The 19204-nt window shown below is 69.2% G+C and carries 26 protein-coding genes; 10 read left to right on the top strand and 16 right to left on the bottom strand.

Going from position 1 to position 19204, the window contains the following annotated elements:
* Positions 1 to 311 precede the first annotated feature (311 nt).
* The 4 genes from ABWO84_RS07300 (at position 312) to ABWO84_RS07315 (ending at position 4047) form a co-directional block, all read left to right on the top strand.
* A complete protein-coding gene (locus tag ABWO84_RS07300; RefSeq protein ID WP_353113855.1) occupies positions 312 to 1310 on the top strand; it encodes a TadA family conjugal transfer-associated ATPase in 999 nt (332 codons plus the stop codon).
* Positions 1304 to 2209 carry a type II secretion system F family protein gene (locus tag ABWO84_RS07305; protein WP_353113856.1) on the top strand — a complete coding sequence of 302 codons (906 nt, stop codon included), beginning with the start codon at positions 1304 to 1306 and terminating at the stop codon, positions 2207 to 2209. The genes ABWO84_RS07300 and ABWO84_RS07305 overlap by 7 nt, the downstream gene beginning before the upstream one ends.
* A 62-nt stretch (positions 2210 to 2271) precedes the next feature.
* Positions 2272 to 2409, top strand: a complete 138-nt coding sequence (locus tag ABWO84_RS07310) for a hypothetical protein (protein WP_353113857.1) — start codon at positions 2272 to 2274, stop codon at positions 2407 to 2409.
* Positions 2410 to 2412: 3 nt separating this feature from the next.
* On the top strand, positions 2413 to 4047 hold the full coding sequence (locus tag ABWO84_RS07315) for a recombinase family protein (protein WP_353113858.1): 1635 nt from the start codon (positions 2413 to 2415) through the stop codon (positions 4045 to 4047).
* A gap of 24 nt (positions 4048 to 4071) precedes the next feature.
* On the opposite strand, the gene ABWO84_RS07320 is transcribed toward ABWO84_RS07315, so the two are convergent.
* Together ABWO84_RS07320 and ABWO84_RS07325 are read right to left on the bottom strand one after the other, a co-directional pair.
* A complete protein-coding gene (locus ABWO84_RS07320) occupies positions 4072 to 4233 on the bottom strand; it encodes a hypothetical protein (protein ID WP_353113859.1) in 162 nt (53 codons plus the stop codon).
* Between the two features lie 17 nt (positions 4234 to 4250).
* Positions 4251 to 5042 carry a hypothetical protein gene (locus tag ABWO84_RS07325; protein WP_353113860.1) on the bottom strand — a complete coding sequence of 264 codons (792 nt, stop codon included), beginning with the start codon at positions 5040 to 5042 and terminating at the stop codon, positions 4251 to 4253.
* A 521-nt stretch (positions 5043 to 5563) separates the two neighbouring features.
* Between ABWO84_RS07325 and ABWO84_RS07330 the strand changes: the two genes are divergently transcribed.
* Positions 5564 to 5737, top strand: a complete 174-nt coding sequence (locus ABWO84_RS07330) for a hypothetical protein (RefSeq protein ID WP_353113861.1) — start codon at positions 5564 to 5566, stop codon at positions 5735 to 5737.
* A gap of 10 nt (positions 5738 to 5747) precedes the next feature.
* Here the strand turns inward: ABWO84_RS07330 and ABWO84_RS07335 are convergent, their stop codons facing one another.
* The 14 genes from ABWO84_RS07335 to ABWO84_RS07405 all read right to left on the bottom strand — a co-directional run bounded on the left by ABWO84_RS07335 (position 5748) and on the right by ABWO84_RS07405 (position 14685).
* Complete coding sequence (locus ABWO84_RS07335) at positions 5748 to 6290, bottom strand: hypothetical protein (protein WP_353113862.1); 543 nt, start codon at positions 6288 to 6290, stop codon at positions 5748 to 5750.
* Positions 6291 to 6309: 19 nt separating this feature from the next.
* Positions 6310 to 6894, bottom strand: coding sequence for an HGGxSTG domain-containing protein (locus ABWO84_RS07340; protein ID WP_353113863.1), 585 nt, complete (start codon positions 6892 to 6894; stop codon positions 6310 to 6312).
* On the bottom strand, positions 6822 to 7286 hold the full coding sequence (locus ABWO84_RS07345; RefSeq protein ID WP_353113864.1) for a hypothetical protein: 465 nt from the start codon (positions 7284 to 7286) through the stop codon (positions 6822 to 6824). The genes ABWO84_RS07340 and ABWO84_RS07345 overlap by 73 nt, the downstream gene beginning before the upstream one ends.
* On the bottom strand, positions 7283 to 8143 hold the full coding sequence (locus ABWO84_RS07350) for an arsenate reductase/protein-tyrosine-phosphatase family protein (RefSeq protein ID WP_353113865.1): 861 nt from the start codon (positions 8141 to 8143) through the stop codon (positions 7283 to 7285). The genes ABWO84_RS07345 and ABWO84_RS07350 overlap by 4 nt, the downstream gene beginning before the upstream one ends.
* Positions 8137 to 8730 (bottom strand): hypothetical protein, encoded by a 594-nt coding sequence (locus tag ABWO84_RS07355; RefSeq protein WP_353113866.1) that lies wholly within the window; start codon positions 8728 to 8730, stop codon positions 8137 to 8139. The genes ABWO84_RS07350 and ABWO84_RS07355 overlap by 7 nt, the downstream gene beginning before the upstream one ends.
* Entirely contained in the window at positions 8727 to 9680 is a 954-nt protein-coding gene (locus ABWO84_RS07360) for a hypothetical protein (protein WP_353113867.1), read from the bottom strand. The genes ABWO84_RS07355 and ABWO84_RS07360 overlap by 4 nt, the downstream gene beginning before the upstream one ends.
* A gap of 20 nt (positions 9681 to 9700) precedes the next feature.
* Positions 9701 to 10006 carry a hypothetical protein gene (locus tag ABWO84_RS07365; protein ID WP_353113868.1) on the bottom strand — a complete coding sequence of 102 codons (306 nt, stop codon included), beginning with the start codon at positions 10004 to 10006 and terminating at the stop codon, positions 9701 to 9703.
* Complete coding sequence (locus ABWO84_RS07370; RefSeq protein WP_353113869.1) at positions 10003 to 10323, bottom strand: hypothetical protein; 321 nt, start codon at positions 10321 to 10323, stop codon at positions 10003 to 10005. Before ABWO84_RS07370 ends, ABWO84_RS07365 begins: the two co-directional genes overlap by 4 nt.
* Before the next feature lie 252 nt (positions 10324 to 10575).
* Positions 10576 to 10953 carry a zinc finger domain-containing protein gene (locus ABWO84_RS07375; protein ID WP_353113870.1) on the bottom strand — a complete coding sequence of 126 codons (378 nt, stop codon included), beginning with the start codon at positions 10951 to 10953 and terminating at the stop codon, positions 10576 to 10578.
* Positions 10950 to 12401: an AICE element replication initiation protein gene (locus tag ABWO84_RS07380; RefSeq protein WP_353113871.1), complete on the bottom strand. Its 1452-nt coding sequence runs from the start codon at positions 12399 to 12401 to the stop codon at positions 10950 to 10952. Before ABWO84_RS07380 ends, ABWO84_RS07375 begins: the two co-directional genes overlap by 4 nt.
* On the bottom strand, positions 12398 to 13252 hold the full coding sequence (locus ABWO84_RS07385; RefSeq protein WP_353113872.1) for a bifunctional DNA primase/polymerase: 855 nt from the start codon (positions 13250 to 13252) through the stop codon (positions 12398 to 12400). The genes ABWO84_RS07380 and ABWO84_RS07385 overlap by 4 nt, the downstream gene beginning before the upstream one ends.
* Before the next feature lie 146 nt (positions 13253 to 13398).
* Positions 13399 to 13536 carry a hypothetical protein gene (locus ABWO84_RS07390; RefSeq protein WP_353113873.1) on the bottom strand — a complete coding sequence of 46 codons (138 nt, stop codon included), beginning with the start codon at positions 13534 to 13536 and terminating at the stop codon, positions 13399 to 13401.
* On the bottom strand, positions 13533 to 13742 hold the full coding sequence (locus ABWO84_RS07395; protein WP_353113874.1) for a hypothetical protein: 210 nt from the start codon (positions 13740 to 13742) through the stop codon (positions 13533 to 13535). The genes ABWO84_RS07390 and ABWO84_RS07395 overlap by 4 nt, the downstream gene beginning before the upstream one ends.
* 421 nt (positions 13743 to 14163) lie before the next feature.
* On the bottom strand, positions 14164 to 14685 hold the full coding sequence (locus ABWO84_RS07405; protein WP_353113876.1) for a hypothetical protein: 522 nt from the start codon (positions 14683 to 14685) through the stop codon (positions 14164 to 14166).
* 23 nt (positions 14686 to 14708) lie between these two features.
* Between ABWO84_RS07405 and ABWO84_RS07410 the strand changes: the two genes are divergently transcribed.
* The 5 genes from ABWO84_RS07410 to tmk all read left to right on the top strand — a co-directional run bounded on the left by ABWO84_RS07410 (position 14709) and on the right by tmk (position 19170).
* Positions 14709 to 14834 carry a DUF4244 domain-containing protein gene (locus ABWO84_RS07410; protein ID WP_502915403.1) on the top strand — a complete coding sequence of 42 codons (126 nt, stop codon included), beginning with the start codon at positions 14709 to 14711 and terminating at the stop codon, positions 14832 to 14834.
* A gap of 107 nt (positions 14835 to 14941) precedes the next feature.
* Positions 14942 to 15253: a TadE family type IV pilus minor pilin gene (locus tag ABWO84_RS07415; protein WP_353113877.1), complete on the top strand. Its 312-nt coding sequence runs from the start codon at positions 14942 to 14944 to the stop codon at positions 15251 to 15253.
* A 69-nt stretch (positions 15254 to 15322) separates the two neighbouring features.
* Positions 15323 to 15652 carry an Rv3654c family TadE-like protein gene (locus tag ABWO84_RS07420; protein WP_353113878.1) on the top strand — a complete coding sequence of 110 codons (330 nt, stop codon included), beginning with the start codon at positions 15323 to 15325 and terminating at the stop codon, positions 15650 to 15652.
* 81 nt (positions 15653 to 15733) lie between these two features.
* Positions 15734 to 18547, top strand: coding sequence for a type I DNA topoisomerase (topA, locus tag ABWO84_RS07425; RefSeq protein WP_353113879.1), 2814 nt, complete (start codon positions 15734 to 15736; stop codon positions 18545 to 18547).
* On the top strand, positions 18544 to 19170 hold the full coding sequence (gene tmk / locus ABWO84_RS07430) for a dTMP kinase (protein WP_353113880.1): 627 nt from the start codon (positions 18544 to 18546) through the stop codon (positions 19168 to 19170). The genes topA and tmk overlap by 4 nt, the downstream gene beginning before the upstream one ends.
* The last annotated feature ends 34 nt before the right edge of the window (positions 19171 to 19204 follow it).

Raw genomic sequence — 19204 nt, forward strand, 5'->3', positions numbered from 1 at the left:
GTGACACGGCGAATCTAGCGGCGGCGCCCGTCTCCGCATACTGTCGAAAGTCGGTAGCGCGGTGGGTTTTGCGTGGGCAATCCCGTTGCGTACACTCGTCCTCAGCCGAATCGTAATCCGGCTTCAGCGTGCCCGACACCCCCGATTCACGCGGCACGCTCAGGCGGCGCCTCATTCCCCCCGTGAGGCGCCGCCGTCTTCTCCGGGAGCGTTCCCACACCGCCGTCCCCAAACGGTCGCCACCGCGGCTTGTTCACCGGACGCGGTTCCGCGCCCTTCCCGCGTTCCCGTCGGCGAATAGCGTCTGGCGCATGACCGATCCGTTCGTGCTCCGCCCCCGCTCCGCCGTCGTCGACGTCGGAGCGCCGATGCCGCTGCGCGTCGATCCCGCCTTCGGAGCGCTCGCGGAGCACTGCGCCGACGAGCGCGTGACCGACATCTTCGTCAACGGCTCCTCGGGACTGTTCGTCGATCGCGGGGAGGGAACGGTGCCGGTACCGTCGTGGCGGGCCTCGGAGCGGGAGGTGCGCGATCTCGCGGTGGCCCTCGTGGCGCGGGGAGGGCGGCACCTCGACGACCACACCCCGTGCGTCGACGTGCGCCTCGACTCGGGCATCCGGGTGCACGCGGTGCTCGCACCGGTGTCGACGGCGGGCACGGCGCTGTCGATCCGCGTGCCGCGCGTCCGCGCCGCCGACCTCGACGCGCTCGCGGCGCTCGGCGCCTTCGAACCGGCCCAGCGCGCGTGGTTGAAGGATCTCGTCGTGCAGCGGGCGAATGTCCTGATCACGGGAGGGACGGGCAGCGGGAAGACGACCCTGCTCTCCGCGATGCTCACCGAGGTCCCGGAGCGGGAGCGGATCGTGACGATCGAGGACGTCGCCGAACTCCGGCCGCGTCATCCCCACCACATCGCGCTCGAGGCCCGCCAGGCGAACCTGGAGGGCGCCGGGCGGATCACCCTCGCGGTGCTCGTGCGCGAGTCCCTGCGGATGCGGCCCGACCGTCTGGTGGTCGGCGAGTGCCGCGGCGAGGAGGTGCGCGAGCTGCTCAGCGCCCTGAACACCGGCCACGACGGCGGGGCGGGCACCCTCCACGCCTCGGGCCTGGCCGACGTCCCCGCGCGCATGGAAGCCCTCGGTGCCCTCGCGGGACTGGACCCCGTCGCCCTCGCCCGTCAGGTGGTCAGCGCGTTCACCGTGGTCGTGCACCTGGGCCGGCGCCCGGACGGCTCGCGTCGCATCGTGCAGACCGGACGCTTCGCGCTGGTCGCAGACCGTCTCGCCATCGAGGAGACCCGGCCGTGGTGAGGTGGAGGAAGGACGGTGCGGACCCGTCGGCCGGTGCCGCCGACGCTGCGGCATCGGTGCGGACGCTCGCCGTGCTGCTGCAGGCCGGCGCCCGTCCGGCGGCGGCGTGGCGGCACCTCTCGGAGGCGGGCGATCCCCGTGCGGAGCGGATCGTGGTGCGCTGCGATCGCGCGCAGGAACTGGTCGCGGCGATCGCCTCGGAGGGCGGGGCCTGGAGCGATGTGGCCGCCGCCTGGGAGGTGGCCACCGTCGTGGGAGCTCCGCTCGCCGACACCCTCCGCTCGCTCGCAGAGGCACTGCAGGACTCCGCGAGTGCCGCGGACGACGTGCGCATCGCCCTCGCCGAGCCTGCCGGCACCGCCCGGCTGCTGCTCTGGCTCCCGTTCGCGGGTCTGCTGCTCGGGTTCGCGCTGGGGTTCGACACGATCGCCGTGCTGGTCACCGATCCGCTCGGGGCGGTGAGCCTCGTCGCGGGCCTCGGCCTGGTGCTGACAGCGCGGCTGTGGACGTCGCGACTGGTGCGGAACGCGCAGCCGGAGCCGGGCACGCCGGGGATGCACGCCGAACTGGTCGCGATCGCCCTCTCGGGCGGAACGGCGATCCCACGGGCGCTCTCCCTGGTGGCGCAGAGCGGCGCATCGCATCGCGAGGGGGAGGCGGAGAGTACGGAGGCGGTGCTCGAGCTCTCGCGGTCTGCCGGAGTGCCCGCAGCGGAGCTGCTGCACGCTTCGGCGGCGCAGAGACGGCACGAGGCGCGTGTGCGGGGGCGGCTGCGCGCGGCGCGGCTGTCCTCCCGTCTGCTGCTTCCGCTCGGCGCCTGCACGCTGCCGGCCTTCCTGCTGCTCGGCGTGGCCCCGCTCATGCTCAGCGTGCTGAGGTCAACGCCGCTGCCGTCGTGAGCAGCGGAACGGAACCGAAGAGGGACCGAAAGAAGAAGAAACCGAGGAAGAGGAGACAAGAGATGAAAGAGATGAAAGATGCCGCGCCGCGCCTGGATCGCCGTCGCGCCGCGGCCCTGTTCGCCGACGAGTCGGGAGCCGCCACCGCGGAGTACGCGATCACCACGATGGCCACTGTGACTGAGTTAGAGCATGATTGATGCATGATGATGAGTCCTCGAAAACAGCCTGTTCGTGCGGGAATCTACCTCCGCACCAGCGTTGATCGATCAGGCAAGGGCGATCGCATCGAGGACCAGCGCCCGATCTGCCGGGATCTCGCCGAGCGGGAGGGCTGGCAGGTCGTCCAGGAGTACGTGGACAACGACGTCAAGGGCCACAGCCGCAAGGCGACGACGGGATGGGCGCAGTTGCTCGCCGACCATGCCGCGGGCGAGATCGATGCCGTCGTGATCACCGACCAGGATCGCCTCGCGCGCGGCCTCGACGACTTCGCGCTGCTCCAGACCCTCGGCTTGAAGATCCTCACCCTGGCGGGCGTGACCGATCTCGCGACGGCTGAGGGCGTCCTGCGCGGCGGCATGAGCGCGATCTGGGCGAAGGCCGAGACGATGCGCAAGGCGGAGCGGCAGAAGCGAGCGAACGAGAGCCGTCGGACCCGTGGTGTGCCCACGTCAGGCCGTACTCCCTACGGCTACACCTGGATACCGATGTGGAAGCGGGAGGAGCGCGCCTCGATCGCCGCCTACGAGCTGGATGCCGACCGAGCCGCCGACGTGCGGGCGATCTTCGACGCGTTCCTCGGTGGCATCCCACTCGGGTCGATCGCGCGTGACCTGAACCAGGCCGGCAAGCGCACGCTGCCCTACAAGCGGAAGATCGACGGCGAGCGCGTCGAGGTGCCGGGAGCACCCTTCACGCCGACCACGCTGCGGCGGATGCTCATGTCGCCGTACTACTGCGCGCGGCTCCCGATCCCACCCGAGGGTGGCTGGCCGAACGGGCGCTATGACCAAGATCTGATCACGGTCGATCAGACCGTCGAAGGCGCGTGGCCCGCGATCGTGACCGTTGCCGAGTGGGAAGCCGCCTGCGCGCGTCTGCGGCACCCTGAGCGCAAGACCTCACCCGGCCCCACGCGGCGGTGGTTGCTCTCAGGGCTGGCCATCTGCGGCGGGCAGGGCAAGCGTGACGACGCGGCCATCGAAGCTCGGGCGCTGGAGCGCACCGGGAAGAGCGATGCCGCGGAGCTGACCCCGGTGGAGCTCGCCGAGGCCGCAGTCGCGCTCGCCGAGGAGCGGTGCGGGATGCCGATCCGCGCGGGCGGCGGCGAGGCGGGCATCCACAGCTACCGATGCGGGTCGATGGCGCACTTCATGCGACGCGGCGATCCTCTGGACTCGTTCATCGAGCGACTCGTCATCGCTCGCCTGTCGGCGCCCGACGCCGCCGATCTGCTCGTCGATCGCGAGCGGCCCGACGCGGCGGCGCTCGGAGCCGAGCTGACCAAGCTGGAAGCCGTGCGGCGGGAGCTGGGCGACGACCGCGACGAGGGACTGATCGGGCGTCCCGAGTACCTGCGGCGGCTCAAGCGCGTGGATGCGCGGATGGGCGAGATCCGCTCCAAGCTGGAAGCCGGGGCGGCGGTCGAGCCGCTGCGGGATCTCGTCGGGGTCGAAGACGTGAGAGCCGCGTGGGACGCTCTGCCGCTCGGGAACAGGCGCGCGGTCATCGAGGTGCTGATGACGATCGTCGTGCACTCTGTCGGCCAGGGCAACAGGCGGAACATGCCGGATGCGGCGATGGCGCGCACACTGAGCATCCTCTGGCACCGCTGAGGATGCCGGGGCGTCCTGCCTCGATTACTCGGGCTGGAAGCCCTTCACGCGCGTAAGGCCGCGATGCACGTTGTCGCGAATGCGCGGGTCTTCCTTGGCGTGCTCAACGATCCGACGCATCTCGTCGCTCGGATCGAGTCGCTGCAGGGTGCGGAAATACCGCTCCTCTGGAGTGAGATTGCTCATGTCCACCACCACCCCTACTAGTTTCCCCGTGGTCTGAGGATACTACCGATAGTCGCCGACGTTGCGGAGATCAGCCGTTGGCTAGCTGCGAGATTCAGCACAGCTTTGAAGCTATCGCCCTCGGTATAGAGCCGATCGACAGACAGAACTCCGATCTGACGGTCGTCGTGCGCAGGGTCCCACACTGGAACGGCGAGCAACTCCGAGTACTTTCCGGCGATCGCGTTGAACTCTTCCAGCTCGAAGCCGTTCTTGGTCGCCTTCGAGACCCCGCGGAAGTCGGTTGCGGTGATTGGCTCCTGATACTTCGCGGCGACGGCGTGCCAGTTCTTCGGGACCGGTCGATGCTTGCTCCAACATTCCCCGACCGCGCCGGTCTTGTCCGTCCACGTGATCCCCGACGGCGCGGGGTAGGCGGACGGACGGAAACGATGCACCCGAACCAGTCGAGTGCCCTTGGAGCCGTCGGGATGTCGGACGGTGCGGCGCCAGCGCGCAGCTCGATAGACAGAGCCGCCGAGGTCTTCGAACCGCACTTCGCCATCGCGGCAGAGCTCGATGAGGAGGCTCATCAGAGCGGTGTCGTACTTCTGACTCTTCGCTGCGAAGCGATTCTTGACTGCTTCGCTGATGATGCCGCCGAGGCTCCCGAGGCCGATCATGAGCAACGAGATGATCCAGATCGTCGGGGCCAGCTTCTCGCTCGGCTTCACGATCTCGTAGTGGGTTAGGACTTCAAGTAGCCCGACGAGACCGGCCCAGACGACCGCGACGATGCGCGCGCCCAGGACGACTCTGCTCCACCACATGACTCCTGATCATATTGCCGGAGCGAGATGCTCCCCGTCGCCAGCGATCGTGGCGCACCCCGAAAGTGTGTGGCAGGACGCCTAAGCACCTCGCCGATGGGCGCTTAGTAAGGTGCCGCGCTAGCCGGGCTTAGCACGAAAGAGGGTGTCGGCGGGGGTGTCGGCCTTTTCGAGAGCGACACCCCCGACACCCTCGCCGACACCCTAACGAGCCGCGGAATGACGCGGGAAACGGCCCCAGGGTGTCGGGGGTGTCGCACTTTGCGGTATCTCCCTACCTTGACCTAAATCGAGTTAAGAGAGGAAAAGGGGCATGCCGGGGAGGTACCGCAAACGCCGACACCCCCGACACCCTGACACTCTGCACCCGCCGCGCCAGACACCGCCGGCATTCCGCGCGTCCGTTTCGGGCACCTTAACGACTCCGGGACACGCCCTGATCGCGACTGCGCCCACTGTCGCGCATAGGGCATACCCCGGGTGCAGCATGATGGGACTTGACCACCGACCGAGGAGCGATGATGGCCAGCAAGAAAGATCCCTATGAGACACAGACGGTCTACGCTGAGCGCGCCGCCGCGAAGCTGATCGCCAAGGGCTGGGAGGTCGTCTCCAGCACATCGAGCGGCACCTGGGTAACCGGCAAGCGCACGGTGATCATCCTTCGTCGCCCGAACCCCAAGTACAAGGGCTGAGCGCCGGGGATCATGCCACGGGCGGCAGATCCTTGTCGGTGTAGTCCGGGCCGAACTTCCGCTGCACTTCGGCGGCAGAGAGCCGGAAATCTCGGCCCTTAGCCCGACCCCGCTCCCAGGCCACCAGGAGCGTGCTCAGTCGGTGAAGCTCACCCCTGATCTTCTCCATCTCCTCCGCGGTCTGAGCGCCGGCCATGAGCCATTCGTGCGTGGTCATGCCGTTGGCGGAGAGCGGTCGCCGGTCGATCGGGCGCCGCTCCAGAGCGGCGAGCATCTCGAAGCGCGCCCAGATCTCGGTCGCGACCTCGGGCGCGTAGAGCGGGACGGTAGCCATCGGCGTGGCACCGGCCTTGGCCAACGCCTGCGTGACGATGCTCCGTGCCTTCGTAATTGACTCCAGCGCCGACAGTGCCAACTCGCGACGGTGCGATCGTCGAGCCATCGCCCGCTGAATCGCGAACGTCAGGCCGGCACCGATCAGCACGCCGATCAGCGAGAAGGTGGAAGGGAACAGCCACGGGGCGGCGGTGGCGATCTCGCTCAGGCTCGGCATGCTCCTGACGATAGCTGCCTCAGTCCGCGTCCTCGATCACCTCGGCGTCGACGATCACGTCTTCATCATGAGGCACGCCCTCCAGCTCGGCGGGAGCCGCCTCTGCGGGGTGTCGCGCGCGCATGTCCATGATCCGCTCCAGGAGCATCTCGCGTGCGTCGGTGACAGAGACGGTGCCCTCGACGCGCGATGCACGCGGATGGCCGGCGCGATCCAGGATGGCCTCGGCAGCGCGGAGCCGGTCGGCGTCCTTCGCGCTCTTCGACTGCATCACGCTCGCCAGCGTCGAGATCGCCGGGTCGACGAGGGTCGCCAGCCGCAGAGCCGCCTTGCGCTTGGCTTGAGGCGCCGCACCGCCGTGCATGCGGCACCGCCGCTGCCCGGTCATCGCCGGAGAGCGGCACGGGTCGCCGCTTCTCGTGCGCGCACCGCACAGCGCCCTGTTCTGCGCGTCGCGCTCCACTCCCGTTCCAGGGTCAGTCGGTTGCATGGGGTTGCGACCGGTTGGTTGCGGGGTTGCCGATTCGTCGTTCATGATCCGTCCCTTCCATCGTCGATCCCGACAGGTAGCCCGTCGGGCCGCAGGCCTTCCTCTTCGGCGCATTCCTCGCACAGAAGGATCGCCAGCGCCACGAAAGCGAAGCCCGGCACGACTCCGAGGTCGGCCTGATGCACCGCCGTTGCTCGTGCGCTGTCGCACCTCTCGCACGTTCGCCTGCGTGCCGCCTCGATCTCCGCTCGGAAGTCCAACGCACAGGGCACACACGTCCCGTAGGCATGACCCGGCCACGCCACGATGTCGGGCGTCGTTGCGCCCGTGCCGACGCCTCCCATGTGCTGGCACCAGGTGAAGCGCCCGTTGGCCTCCAGCCGCTCCAGCAACTCCTCCGTGGTCGCGGCGAGGAACGGCGACACCGGCACTGTCTCGACCTCTTCACCGCGCAGGATGGCCTCATTCACAAGCGCCATCCACCGCGCCGCCATCAGGCCGCTCATGCCGTGCTCCTCTCGTCCTTCTTGATGCCGTCGAGCACGTCGGCGCAGATGCGCTCGAGCTCTCGATACGCCGACCGATAGAGCCACGTCGACGATCGCCACGGGTTGACCACCCACTCCTCGCGGATCGTCCCCAGCGCCGGAGCGATGGCGCGCATCCGCTGCGCAATGGCTGGGGACAGCGCGACGATGACGTCGAAGCGCTCGGCATCCTCGGCGGTGAACAGCCGCGCCCGGTGCGCGGTGCCGTCCAGGCCCTGCCGCGCGGCGTAGTCGAGACTGCCCGCGTCCATCGATGCGCCGTCCTCCGCCCCGACGCCTCGGGACGCGACTTCGACCGCGACGCCCGCTCTCGCCGCCATGTCGCGCAGGATCAGCTCTGCCGTGGGCGAGCGGCAGATGTTGCCGATGCAGACGAACAGAACGCGCGGCACGGGCGCATCGTCGAGCATGGCGCGAACCTCGGGCCATGACGCCGCGAAGCCGGGATGCAACGGCAGGTCGTCCACCTCGGCGACCAACACCCACTCGTGCCGAGTCACCTCGGCGCTGGCGGGCGGCGTACCGAGCTCGCGTGCGCCTCCCCGCAGCTTCGCGAGGTGCGTCGTGTACGTCCAGCCCGGCACCGGCTCAGCGACGTGCTGGCGGTCGCTCACGGCGAGGTGCTGGTGCTCCAGCCCGCTCTCCTCTGATAGCTCTCGGAGCGCCGCGTCCAGTGTCGTCTCGCCATGCGCGAGCGCGCCGCCCGGTATCGACCAGGTGCCGCCGTACTGGACGTAAGCGGAGCGAAGCTGGAGCAGTACCCTGCCACGGTCGCGGATGAGCATCCCCGCGGCGCTCCGTCCCCAGGTCAGCATGTCGGCTCTCCGGTCAGGCACCGCACTTCGGCGTGCTCCGGGAGATCGACGATGTACTCGTTGCCGCTCAGGCCGGCCACAGCCGCATTCATGCCGAGGAGCCATGACGGCTGGATCTCGGCGGCGTAGACGTGGACGCTCGCGCCGTCTCCTGCTTGCCGCAGCTCCCGCGCTCTCAGGTCGGCATACTCCGACGCCCAGCGCCGCCCAGGCGTCCAGCTCAGCCCCGTGCGGGAGTGCTCCTCGGTCGATGCGCGGTAGAGCGTCATCGGCTGGCGAGGGCGCCCGTTCGTCGTGCGGAAGCCGCATGTCAGGAACCCGACGCTCCAGAACCAGTGCGCCCACTTGTCGCGCTCGATGAGCACCAGCGGAGGGCGCGACGCTCCGCCCGGCTCGGGGATGATGTACGCCGTGAACAGGATCACGCCCAGCTCATCGATTGACAGGCCGGTCGGGTTGTCGTCCATGATCTCCCGAACCTGCTGGATCGGGCGGCGGGTGCGTCGCTCTCGGACAGCGAACGAGAGCAGTCCCAACGGCCCGGCGTGAACGGGGAGCGGCGGCGCTTCGACCGCGACAGCGCTCATGCTCCCAGCCCCTCCAGATCGCGCCGGAAGGCGTCGAGATCGATCCATCCCCACGGCTGATCGAAAGGCGCGGTTCCGACGCGCTGAGCGGCGAACGCCGATACGTTCGACTCCAGTTCGACCCATCCGCTACGCCGATGACCGACATGTGCCATCAGCGCCGAGATCATCGCGCGCTGGCCGAGGCCGTGGCTCTCTACCGCCGTCGCGCACGCCGGGCAGAGATGCCCGAAGACGGGCCGGCCGCGACGGCGCCCACCGAGCACGCTCAGGTCGCGGATCAGCACCTCGCGCCAGGGCGTCGAGCTCGGCATCGCCATGACGGAGCCGACGCCACACATGGCGCATCCGAGCAGATCGCTGTCGGCGGGCACCGGCTCACGACGTGGCCGCTCCAGCCGAGCACGCAACCAGCTCGCCGCCGCTTCGCGCAACGTGGCGCGAGCCTCTGACGTGACATGCGCGAAGGGCACCGAGGCGCAGACGCCGGGGCGGCGCTGAGCGGCCCATGCGAGTCCCCCTCCGGGCAGATAGGAGGTCAGGCGCAGGATCTCTGCCGTCGATGCCGAGCTGTCAGGTGCAGACGATCCGAGCACGTCGAGCGCAAGCAACGATCCTTCGATCCTCTCCGCGGCGATGCTTCCGAGGCGGGCGATGAGCGATGGGTGCTCAGCGAGGATGGCCGCGACGCGCTCACTCCGGGCCGAGCAGATGGTGCAGGTCGTCGTCGTGAGGAAGTCATTCACAGCTCGGGTGTCGCCCGTGGGCGCATCGGGTCGCTGCTCCCAGTGGTGACCGAGATGGATTCGCTCGACGATCGCGCCTTCTATCGGCACGGCGACGCCACATGCTCGGCATGCCAGCATCCCCTCGGGCAACGGGACAACAGCCGGGGCAGGTGGCAGGTCTGCCTCGGGAACCGTGATCGTAATCCGGTTGTTCTCGTACATGATGGTGTCTCCTCGAACGGTCAGAACTTCTTCAACAGGTGGTTGGCGGCCTTCATCAGCGCCGAATACTCCAACTTCGTGACGGTCACCGTCTCGACGGCGGGCCGCTCAGCGGGCGCAGGACGCGGCGAGACGGACTGGACGGGCGCCGGAGCCTGCGCGACCCGCTTCGCGCGCTGGCGAGCACGCTGGGCCGCAGCGGCGGCACGTTCCCGTTGCGCCTGCTGCTCGGCGATGACCGCACTCCGGGCGTCACGCGCACTGGCTTGCGCAACCCGATTGGCTGTCACGTCGATCAATCGGACGGCAGCGCCACGGCGGCTCATGAGCGCACCTCCTGAGCGGCGGCGTGGATGCGCTCGATCGCCTGCCGCGTGTGCCACGCGGTCGCCTCGCGCTTCTCGTAGCCGCGACGCTCCGCCTTGAGCTGCGCTCGCCAGCGCCGCACGTCGCGCCGGTAGCGGCCAGGCGACGTGAGCGCTGCGATGGCGCGCTCCTCGTGAACGCCGAGCAGACCAACAGCGGGGAGCGGCTTGCACAACTCGAACGGCATCGACGCGCACGCCGGGCAGATCGGCGCCAGGGCGAGCCAGCGGGCATCACGCTGCGCAATCCATTCGGGCTGCGTCACGGCGGCGCTCATGACCGGCTCCGTCGCGCCACGCGCTCGCCGCAAACGCCGTGCTCGAAACACCGAACACCGGCCGGAGCCGAGTGTGCCGCACAGGCGACGGCCAGCGCCGACGGCAGGATCGCCCTTGCCTTGAGCCGACTCCGAACGACGTTCGGGGGCGTCATCAGGAGGTCGTCATGCTCCTGAGCCTGCTCCGCTTGCGCGGGCCGGGCGGTTCGCAGCCGAGCTGCGATATTGGCGGCGGATGCTCCGCCGTGGCGATCAATTGGCATTGTCATTCCCTTCCTTGTCACGTTGTTCCCCGCACGGCACGCAGTCGAGCAGTGCAGGTGTGAGGTCGTGCATGCGCAGCAGGAAGCCGGTGATCTGGCGCTGCTGGCAGTAACGCCGCCGCATGAGCGCCCGACGATCGGCGAGAGCGTCGAGCGTCTCGTCTTCCGGGTAGTCGGCCCACTCCTGCGCGCGGATCACGGGAGCGACGAGACGGAACCAGCGATCCTGCCGTCGCGCGTGCACGGTCATCTCGTGATACGGCGTCCTCCAACGGCATGCCTCCAGCGCCCGCGCGCCGCAGGTCGGGCACGCGACGCCGTGCGGATCGTCGAGGAACACGGTTCCGGCATCCCTGATGGTCGTCATGGCTTCTCCTCCTGCGCTCGGTCGTAGACGTCGTACTTCGCCCCGCGAACGGTCTTGCGTGTGACAGAGAAGCCCAGCGAACGGAGCGGCCCTGCGTTCTTGGTGAGCATCTGGCTGAGGCCGCTCGGCGTCTTCGGCAGGTACGCATCGTGCCGACCGAACGGCGGCAAGGACGCCCGTAGCGCCGTCAGCGCATCCGACGGCGCCATCGTGAACGGCAGGCCGTTCTTCTCAGCGATGCCCCGGAGCCAGTCGGCTACCGCTCCGATGAACGGGTCGCCCTCGGCAACCTCGCGGACCATGTCGGCGGTGGCCTCGCGGTAGGCGTTGTCGATCGCGGGGTCGAGCGCATAGAGCACGTCCGAGAAGTCGGCCATGCGAGGGCGTGACCGCTTCGTTGCCTGCACCTCCGGGAGTTGCCCGAGCACCCGCACGACGTCATCCAGCACAGCGCCGAGGATCTGCGGATGCGCGTCGTCGAACGCCGCCCGCATCCGCGACTCGCTCGTGCGCTCGCCCGAGGGGATCGTCTCGCAGTGCACGGGGATGATCCGCTCCAGGGCATCGGCTTCGAGCATCGGGAGCGAGAGAGCCGTGATGATCCCCGTCCTGCGGATCGCGCGGACGTGCACGTCCTCGTCGGAGTAGAGCACCCTGCGTTCATCGCTCCCGCCCGTCACCAGCCGGCAGATGAGGTTGCTCGTCTCGATCGAGACAGAGGTGATGTTGTCCCAAGCCGCGATGTATCGAGCACCAGCCGCGACCAAGGCATCGCGCTCGTCCTTGCCGAGGGAGCCGCCGAGCTCGTCCCGCGGATCGAGCACGCTCGCCAGCACGCGGCCCCGGAAGGTCTTCCCGCTTCCGGCTGTCCCGGTCGCGAAGAGCAGAGGCCGGGCGATGTCGGGGAATAGGGCTGCGGCGAGCCACCCGCGCGCCATGAGCCAACGACCGTCCTTCTTCGACCAGCCGAGCAGTCGGCGAAGCGTCTTGTGCCCGTGGGCGCCGTGCTTCGGCTCGGGCAGTGCGCGAGTGGCACGACTGAGCCGGAAGTGCACCCCTGCGGGTGGACGGTCGCGAGCTTTCCATCCCTTCCGCGTGATGACGATGCACCGCGTCGAGTTCATCTCGCCCAGGTCGAGCACGATCATCCCCGGCTTCGGCTGCGCGGCTCGCAGGTGGAGGTCGGCGACCGGCGCCGTCTGCGGGGCGAGATCATGTGCCCACGTCAGTGCTTCCACCAGCGCCGAGCGCGGCACGCGCGGCGACTCGCCCTCAGAGGCAAGCCGGAGCACGCCCAGCGCCGCCCCTTCGCCTCGCGGCGTGAGCATGATCGCCCGACCGCCATCGCGTGGCACCGCGAACGGACTGCCGTCGGAGGTGACGTACACCTCGAAAGTGCGATCCAGCACGCGGCGGGCGACGACGATCGGATCTTCCTTGGTGCTCATAGCGTCGTCACCTCCTCGCCGCGGATATCGGCGATCACGCGAGCCAGCGCGCGCTCCATGTCGGCCTCGAACTTCCTCGTGTCGTACTTCTCGCAATAGGGATCGCGGATGTGCTCGACGAACAGGTCGAACGCCTTGCGTCCGCCAGGCCGGCCTATGCACGCGCGAGCGGCGAGACCGACGTGTGCGAGCAGGTTCGTATTGCCGACATCGCAGCGGCGCACCGCCGTCATCTCAGCGCGCAGGAGCGACGACGGTTCGCCATCGGGCAGCCGGTCGAGCCATCGCACCACATCATCAGACCCCGCGCGCCTCGACGGCCCTGCTGTCGCGTCGGCTCGTAGGAAGTTGATCCAGGACGCGGGCAAAGCCGCGACGTCAGAGCGAAGCGGAGTACGGATGCGCTCTCTCTCAGCGGAGTACCAGCGGTACCGGGTGCCGTCCTTGAGGCGTGAGGGCCAGACGACCGCGAATCGGTGATGGTGCTGGATCAGCTCGACATCGGCCAGCGCACGCTCGCTCAGCCGCACGCCTTCGGGGATCTCGTAGAAGTGGATGCGGGTATCCGATTCGGCACCGTGTCGTGTTGACGAGAGCGTGCCCGGTAGAGTCCCGAGGCGGGAGGAGAGAGCGTCGATCGATGTCGGACCGCTCTTGCCTTCGCCGTGGTCGGCGCCGTCGATGTCGAAGCCGATCAGCCAGGCCGGGACGCGAAAGCCGACGTTGCCGCGCGGATGCCTCTCCGCATCGGTGCGTGCGAGCTCCAGACTCGTCTCGCCGTCGTAGCCAGTGCGGCCGGCCAGGGGCGGCGACTTCTTCCCGCGAGGGAGCGGCACCAGGCCGTCGGCCACGAATGATCCGGTGCGGGCGTACTCGCGCACGGCCCTCGCGAAAGGGGAACGTCCGAGGCCCGCGCTATCGTGCTTGTGATGATTCCTCGCCGGATTCTTCGCGCCCGCCCTGGCCTTGCCCGCCAGGGCGGCGGTCTTCCCGGGAGTCACCGCGTCTGCCCCTGCGGGCGGGCGAGGGCGGGGCGCAGGATGCGGGAAAGCCGTTCGCGAGTGGCGGCGCTCAGCGGCGGAGCATCGGCAACGAGACGCGCGAGGGTGCCGTCCTCGACTTCGAGGGCGATCATCGCGCCGCACCATTCAGACGGGCCGCGAGCTGAGCCGCGTGCTCACGCTTGAGACTGGCGCCGGAAGCAGTCAGCGCGTCGGTGATGGCGTGGTCGATCTTGGCGGCGGCGAGGTCGCTGCGGGCGCTCCGCTCAGCGGATGCGTCACCGCGTCGAACCGCGCGCCCGATCGCCGCGACAGCGATCCGAGAGGCCGGGATGGACATGGGAAACCCGATCGGTAGTAGATCTACCGATCGGTGCACTCAACCCGCGTACTCTCCGGGCGGCTGATTGGCGCTGCGCCCGGATCCTCTGCGGCACCACGGTTTCCCGCGTGCTACCTCTCGTCGAGGGGTATCCCTCTAGCGGCCCTTGCGTCCGCTTTTCGAGTAGTTCAACTCTAGCACTACGACTAGCCAGAATGCAAGAAAAAGCCCAGGTCACGTGACCTATTAGGTGACGTGACTATCCTCCGTGGATGCTCGGCGCACCGCCGTCGTCTGGCTTGGATACCCAAGGGGCGTCTTCGGCGTGACTGCATTCAGGGCAACGCCAGCCGCCCCGAACCTCGCGTAGAAGGATGCCGCACTCCGGGCACCGCGGGGACTGGCCGAACTCGTCAACGATATCCACAGAGTCGATCGGCTATTCGTCGCCGAGGGCTGCTCGGGCTTGATCAATGCCGGCTTGCGCCGAGCGGCCCACCTTCTGGACACTCTCCATCTCTTCGAGTAGGTCGAAGCGGCGATTGATGGTGACCCAATCGTCATCGGTGATGTCTTGCGGCTCCTTCGAGAGCGGGTCGTCGAGGTTACTGAGCTCGTTCCTGGCGGCGAAAAAGCGTTCCATCGCGTCGAGCTTGTCTTCCTCTAGTCGCTCAATCCAGGCTTCAGCCTCGTCGCGCGTCGCGAAGGACTGCGCCGGCGGCGCAAGACGCTCTTCCGCAGCCTCGTAGGCGCGATCGACGGCGAGTGAAGCGTCAACCGCCTCGCCGGCCAGCTTGCCCGCGACCATAAGCAGCGCCCGTGCCTCTTCGTTGAGGGGGGCACCTACAACGCCATCGCGCGCCACGTCACCGTATCGACTCTCGAAGAGTTCAAGCGCCATCTTCGCCGCCATCCGCTTCAACACGAAAGCTTGCTCCAGCTCGTTGATATCGTCAGTCATGCCCCGAGCGTAGCGCTACCGATATACGCCTAATCTCTGCCACAGTTGCGGCGGTGGCGTTCGCCGGGCTGCTGGTGATCATCATGCGCTCGGACGAGGTGCGGGGGATCCTCACCGATCTCGTGCGCCGCGCGCTCACGGTGTCATGACCGGACCGCACCGGCGCGGCCCCGTCCGAGAAAGGGCGGGAAACCCGCGGAAGGGACGGGGCGCGGGGCGGGGAACGGGGCAGCGGCGGAGGAGCGAGCGGGGGTCGGTGGCCGCCGAGCTGGCGGTCGCCCTCCCCGCCGTCGTCCTCGTCCTCTCCATGGGTGCTGCCGCCCTCGCGGGGGCAGCCAGGCAGGTCGCCCTGCAGGACGCGGCGGCGGATGCGGCCCGGCTGCTCGGCCGGGGGGAGAGCGCCGCGCGGGCGTTCGGGCTCATCGCCGCGGGGGTCGCCGGGGCGTCGGGGTCGTCCTCCCTCCGTGGGGAGCTGGTGTGCGTGACGGCCTCGGCCGAGCTGAGAGTCGGACGGCTGATCTCCGTGCCGCTGCGCGCGTCGAGCTGCGCGCTCGCCGGAGGGCGATGATCCGGGCGTCCCGTCGGGGAGGAGCCGAGAAGGAGAGGGATCCGAGGGGATCCGAGAAGGAGGAGGGAAATGGCAGGTACCGTGCTCGCCGCGGGAGTCCTCGCGGTGGCCGCGACACTCGCGCTCGGACTCGCCGCGGTCGGCGGGGCGGCCGTCACCGCTCAGCGGGCAGCCGGGGCCGCCGACGCCGCTGCGCTCGCCGCGGCCGACGCGGCTTCCGGTGCCGTCGATGCACCGGAAGGGCCCTGCGCGCTCGCGGAACGCGTCGTCGCGGCGTCCGGAGCGGTCCTGTCCGGATGCCTGGTCGAGGGGCTCGTGGCGACGGTGGAGGTCAGGGCGGCGTACGCTGGTCTCGCTGCCGTCTCCCGCGCCCGTGCCGGGCCACCCGAGGGATCCTGACGGCGTGCATGTTCCCGATCGCCGCTGTGATCACATCACGACAGCGGTGTGTATGGTGTGCTTCGAAGAAAGGACGCACCCTTGGCTGAAGGCAAGAAGCTCGTCATCGTCGAGTCCCCGACGAAGATGCGGTCTATTCAGGGGTACCTCGGCGACGGCTATGAGGTGCTGAGCTCGGTCGGGCACATCCGCGACCTCGCCGACAAGAAGGACATCCCCGCTGCCGACAAGAAGGCGTACGGCAAGTACTCCATCGACGTGGAGAACGGCTTCGACCCCTACTACGTCGTCTCCGATCGGAAGACCAAGACGGTCGCGGAGCTCAGGCGCGCCCTCAAGACCGCCGACGAGCTCCTGCTGGCCACTGATGAGGATCGCGAGGGCGAGGCCATCGCCTGGCACCTGCTGGAGACCCTCAAGCCGAAGGTCCCCGTCAAGAGGATGGTCTTCCACGAGATCACCAAGGACGCCATCCAGGCCGCCGTCGGCAACACCCGTGAGCTCGACCTCGCGCTCGTCGACGCGCAGGAGACCCGGCGCATCCTCGACCGGCTGTACGGCTGGGACGTGTCGCCCGTGCTCTGGTACAAGGTGAAGACCGGTCTCTCCGCGGGGCGGGTGCAGTCCGCCGCCACCCGCATGATCGTCGACCGGGAGCGCGAGCGCATGGCGTTCGTCTCCGCGGAGTACTGGGACGTCGAGGCGTCCGCCGCCGCATCCGGCTCGTCCTTCACCGTGCGGCTGGTCCGTGTCGACGGCGGTCAGCTCGCCCGGGGCACCGACTTCGACGACACCGGCTCGCTGAAGAAGGCCGTGGTCGTCCTCAGCGAGAAGCAGGCCGGCGAGCTCGCCGCGGCCGTCGAGGCGGCCGGAGCCGCCCGCGTCTCCAAGGTCGAGGCCAAGCCCGGCACGCGCAGCCCATACGCGCCCTTCACCACCTCCACGATGCAGCAGGAGGCCGGGCGCAAGCTCTCGATGAGCGCGAAGCAGGCGATGAGCGTCGCCCAGCGTCTCTACGAGAAGGGGTACATCACCTATATGCGCACCGACTCGACGGCGCTGAGCACGCAGGCCGTCCAGGCCGCGCGCAATCAGGCCGTCGCGCTCTACGGCGACGCCGCGGTGCCGCTCAAGCCGCGCGTGTACAAGTCCAAGAGCAAGAACGCGCAGGAGGCGCACGAGGCGATCCGTCCCTCGGGCGAGACCTTCCGCACGCCGGCATCCGTCTCGTCGCAGCTCGACAAGGAGGAGCAGCGGCTCTACGACCTCATCTGGAAGCGCACGGTCGCCAGTCAGATGGCCGACGCGAAGTACGAGACCACCACCGTCACGCTCGAGGTCGACGCCGCGGGGAAGAAGGCCGAGTTCACGGCCTCCGGCACCGTCTACACCTTCAAGGGCTTCCTCGAGGCGTACGAGGAGGGGCGCGACGAGAAGCGCAACTCCCAGGACGCCGCCGACGACCAGTCGCTTCCGGCCGTCGCGGTCGGCGACGAGCTCGGCATGAGCGACGCCGAGGCGAAGGGTCACCGCACCACCCCGAAGCCCCGCTACACCGAGGCATCCCTCGTGAAGGCCCTCGAGGAGCACGGCATCGGACGTCCCTCCACCTTCGCCAGCATCATCGGCACGGTGATCGACCGCGGCTACGCGACCAAGCGCGGGCAGGCGCTCGTGCCGACCTGGCTGGCCTTCAGCGTGGTGCGGCTGCTCGAGCAGCACTTCACCGACCTGATCGACTACGACTTCACCGCCGCTCTCGAGGATGATCTCGACGCCATCGCCCGCGGCGAGCAGAATCGCAACGAGTGGCTGCGGTCGTTCTACTTCGGATCGGACGCCCACGTCGGCCTCCGGCAGATCGTGGACAACCTCGGCGAGATCGACGCGAGGGCGCTGAACTCGACGCGGATCACCGAGACGGCCACCCTGCGGTTCGGCAAGTACGGGCCCTACCTTGAGGTGAGCGACCCCGAGAACCCCGAGGCCAAGCCGCGGATCGTCAACGTCCCCGAGGACCTCGCCCCGGATGAGCTGACATCGGTCAAGGCGCAGGAGCTCATCGACGCACCCGTCGCCGGTGACCGTGTGCTCGGCGAGAACCCCGAGAACGGCAAGATCATCGTCGTCAAGGACGGCAGGTTCGGACCGTACGTGCAGGAGAACGATCCGGTGTCGGAGGACGCCGCGGTCGACGAGGCGACGGGCGAGGTCGTCGAGGAGGCGCCGAAGAAGCGGGGAGCGAAGAAGGACGTCGCCCCCAAGCCGCGCACCGCGTCGCTCCTGCGTTCGATGTCGGTCGACACGATCGAGCTCGAGCAGGCACTGCAGTTGCTCAGCCTGCCCCGCGTCGTCGGAGTCGACCCCGAGTCGGGCGACGAGATCACCGCGCAGAACGGCCGGTTCGGACCGTACCTGAAGAAGGGCGCCGATTCCCGTTCGCTCGAGAGCGAGCAGCAGATCTTCGACGTCACCCTGGAGCAGGCCCTCGAGATCTACGCGCAGCCGAAGTACGGCGCCCGCCGCGCATCGAGCGCACTCGCGGAGTTCGACGCCGATCCCACCAGCGGCAAGCCGATCCGCATCCGGGACGGGCGTTTCGGCCCCTACGTGACCGACGGCGAGACCAACGTCACGATCCCGCGCGGGCAGCAGCCGACCGACATCACCTTCGAGATCGCCGTGCAGATGCTCGCGGACAAGCGCGCCAAGGGGCCGGCTCCCCAGCGCGGCCGCGCGGCGGCGAAGAAGGCGCCGGCGAAGACCACGGCCAAGAAGGCCCCTACCAAGAAGGCCCCGGCGAAGACGGATGCCGAGAAGGCGGCGGCGCGTTCCGCGGCGGCGAAGAAGGCTGCGGCGACCCGCGCCGCGAACGCGGCGAAGAAGTCGTCGTGACCTCCGGGCCCGGCCTCTGGATCACCCTCGAGGGCGGAGACGGCTCGGGGAAGACCACGCAGGCGGAACTGCTGACGAGCGGGCTCACGGCGCGGGGGCGCACGGTGCTGCGCACCCGCGAGCCCGGAGGCTCCGAGGTGGGGCGGCTCATCCGCGACATCGTGCTGCACCACCGCGGGGACATCGCCCCGCGCGCCGAGGCGCTGCTCTACGCGGCCGACCGCGCGCACCACGTCGCGACGGTCGTGCGGCCCGCCCTCGCGCGCGGCGAGGTCGTCATCCAGGACCGCTACCTCGACTCCTCCGTGGCCTATCAGGGCGCCGGGCGGGTGCTCGACGCGGAGGAGGTCCGCGGCCTCTCCCTCTGGGCGACCGAGGGCGCGCTGCCCGACCTGACCGTGCTCCTCGATCTCGACCCCGCCGTCGCACGAAAGCGCCTGGACGCGGACGACAAGCCCTTCGACCGGCTCGAGGCCGAGAAGGAGGAGTTCCACGCCCGCGTGCGCGACGCCTACCTGCAGCTCGCCGAGGCCGAGCCGCAGCGTTTCCTGGTGGTCGACGCCGCCCTCCCCGCCGAGGAGATCGCCGGCCGGGTGCGCTCCCGCGTGGACTCCCTGCTCTGACCCGCCCGGGCGGGTCGGGCCCGGCACGGGCGTG

Source organism: Microbacterium sp. (assembly GCF_040394595.1).
Taxonomy (GTDB): Bacteria; Actinomycetota; Actinomycetes; order Actinomycetales; family Microbacteriaceae; genus Microbacterium.

Bases quoted from the DNA above. Each gene is read 5' to 3' on its own strand.
- ABWO84_RS07300 (WP_353113855.1), top strand. From the start codon at position 312: ATGACCGATCCGTTCGTGCTCCGCCCCCGCTCCGCCGTCGTCGACGTC.
- ABWO84_RS07310 (WP_353113857.1), top strand. From the start codon at position 2,272: ATGAAAGAGATGAAAGATGCCGCGCCGCGCCTGGATCGCCGTCGCGCC.
- ABWO84_RS07315 (WP_353113858.1), top strand. From the start codon at position 2,413: ATGATGATGAGTCCTCGAAAACAGCCTGTTCGTGCGGGAATCTACCTC.
- ABWO84_RS07320 (WP_353113859.1), bottom strand. From the start codon at position 4,233: ATGAGCAATCTCACTCCAGAGGAGCGGTATTTCCGCACCCTGCAGCGA.
- ABWO84_RS07325 (WP_353113860.1), bottom strand. From the start codon at position 5,042: ATGTGGTGGAGCAGAGTCGTCCTGGGCGCGCGCATCGTCGCGGTCGTC.
- ABWO84_RS07330 (WP_353113861.1), top strand. From the start codon at position 5,564: ATGGCCAGCAAGAAAGATCCCTATGAGACACAGACGGTCTACGCTGAG.
- ABWO84_RS07335 (WP_353113862.1), bottom strand. From the start codon at position 6,290: ATGCCGAGCCTGAGCGAGATCGCCACCGCCGCCCCGTGGCTGTTCCCT.
- ABWO84_RS07340 (WP_353113863.1), bottom strand. From the start codon at position 6,894: ATGCGCCGAAGAGGAAGGCCTGCGGCCCGACGGGCTACCTGTCGGGAT.
- ABWO84_RS07345 (WP_353113864.1), bottom strand. From the start codon at position 7,286: ATGAGCGGCCTGATGGCGGCGCGGTGGATGGCGCTTGTGAATGAGGCC.
- ABWO84_RS07350 (WP_353113865.1), bottom strand. From the start codon at position 8,143: ATGCTGACCTGGGGACGGAGCGCCGCGGGGATGCTCATCCGCGACCGT.
- ABWO84_RS07355 (WP_353113866.1), bottom strand. From the start codon at position 8,730: ATGAGCGCTGTCGCGGTCGAAGCGCCGCCGCTCCCCGTTCACGCCGGG.
- ABWO84_RS07360 (WP_353113867.1), bottom strand. From the start codon at position 9,680: ATGTACGAGAACAACCGGATTACGATCACGGTTCCCGAGGCAGACCTG.
- ABWO84_RS07365 (WP_353113868.1), bottom strand. From the start codon at position 10,006: ATGAGCCGCCGTGGCGCTGCCGTCCGATTGATCGACGTGACAGCCAAT.
- ABWO84_RS07370 (WP_353113869.1), bottom strand. From the start codon at position 10,323: ATGAGCGCCGCCGTGACGCAGCCCGAATGGATTGCGCAGCGTGATGCC.
- ABWO84_RS07375 (WP_353113870.1), bottom strand. From the start codon at position 10,953: ATGACGACCATCAGGGATGCCGGAACCGTGTTCCTCGACGATCCGCAC.
- ABWO84_RS07380 (WP_353113871.1), bottom strand. From the start codon at position 12,401: ATGAGCACCAAGGAAGATCCGATCGTCGTCGCCCGCCGCGTGCTGGAT.
- ABWO84_RS07390 (WP_353113873.1), bottom strand. From the start codon at position 13,536: ATGATCGCCCTCGAAGTCGAGGACGGCACCCTCGCGCGTCTCGTTGCC.
- ABWO84_RS07395 (WP_353113874.1), bottom strand. From the start codon at position 13,742: ATGTCCATCCCGGCCTCTCGGATCGCTGTCGCGGCGATCGGGCGCGCG.
- ABWO84_RS07405 (WP_353113876.1), bottom strand. From the start codon at position 14,685: ATGACTGACGATATCAACGAGCTGGAGCAAGCTTTCGTGTTGAAGCGG.
- ABWO84_RS07420 (WP_353113878.1), top strand. From the start codon at position 15,323: ATGGCAGGTACCGTGCTCGCCGCGGGAGTCCTCGCGGTGGCCGCGACA.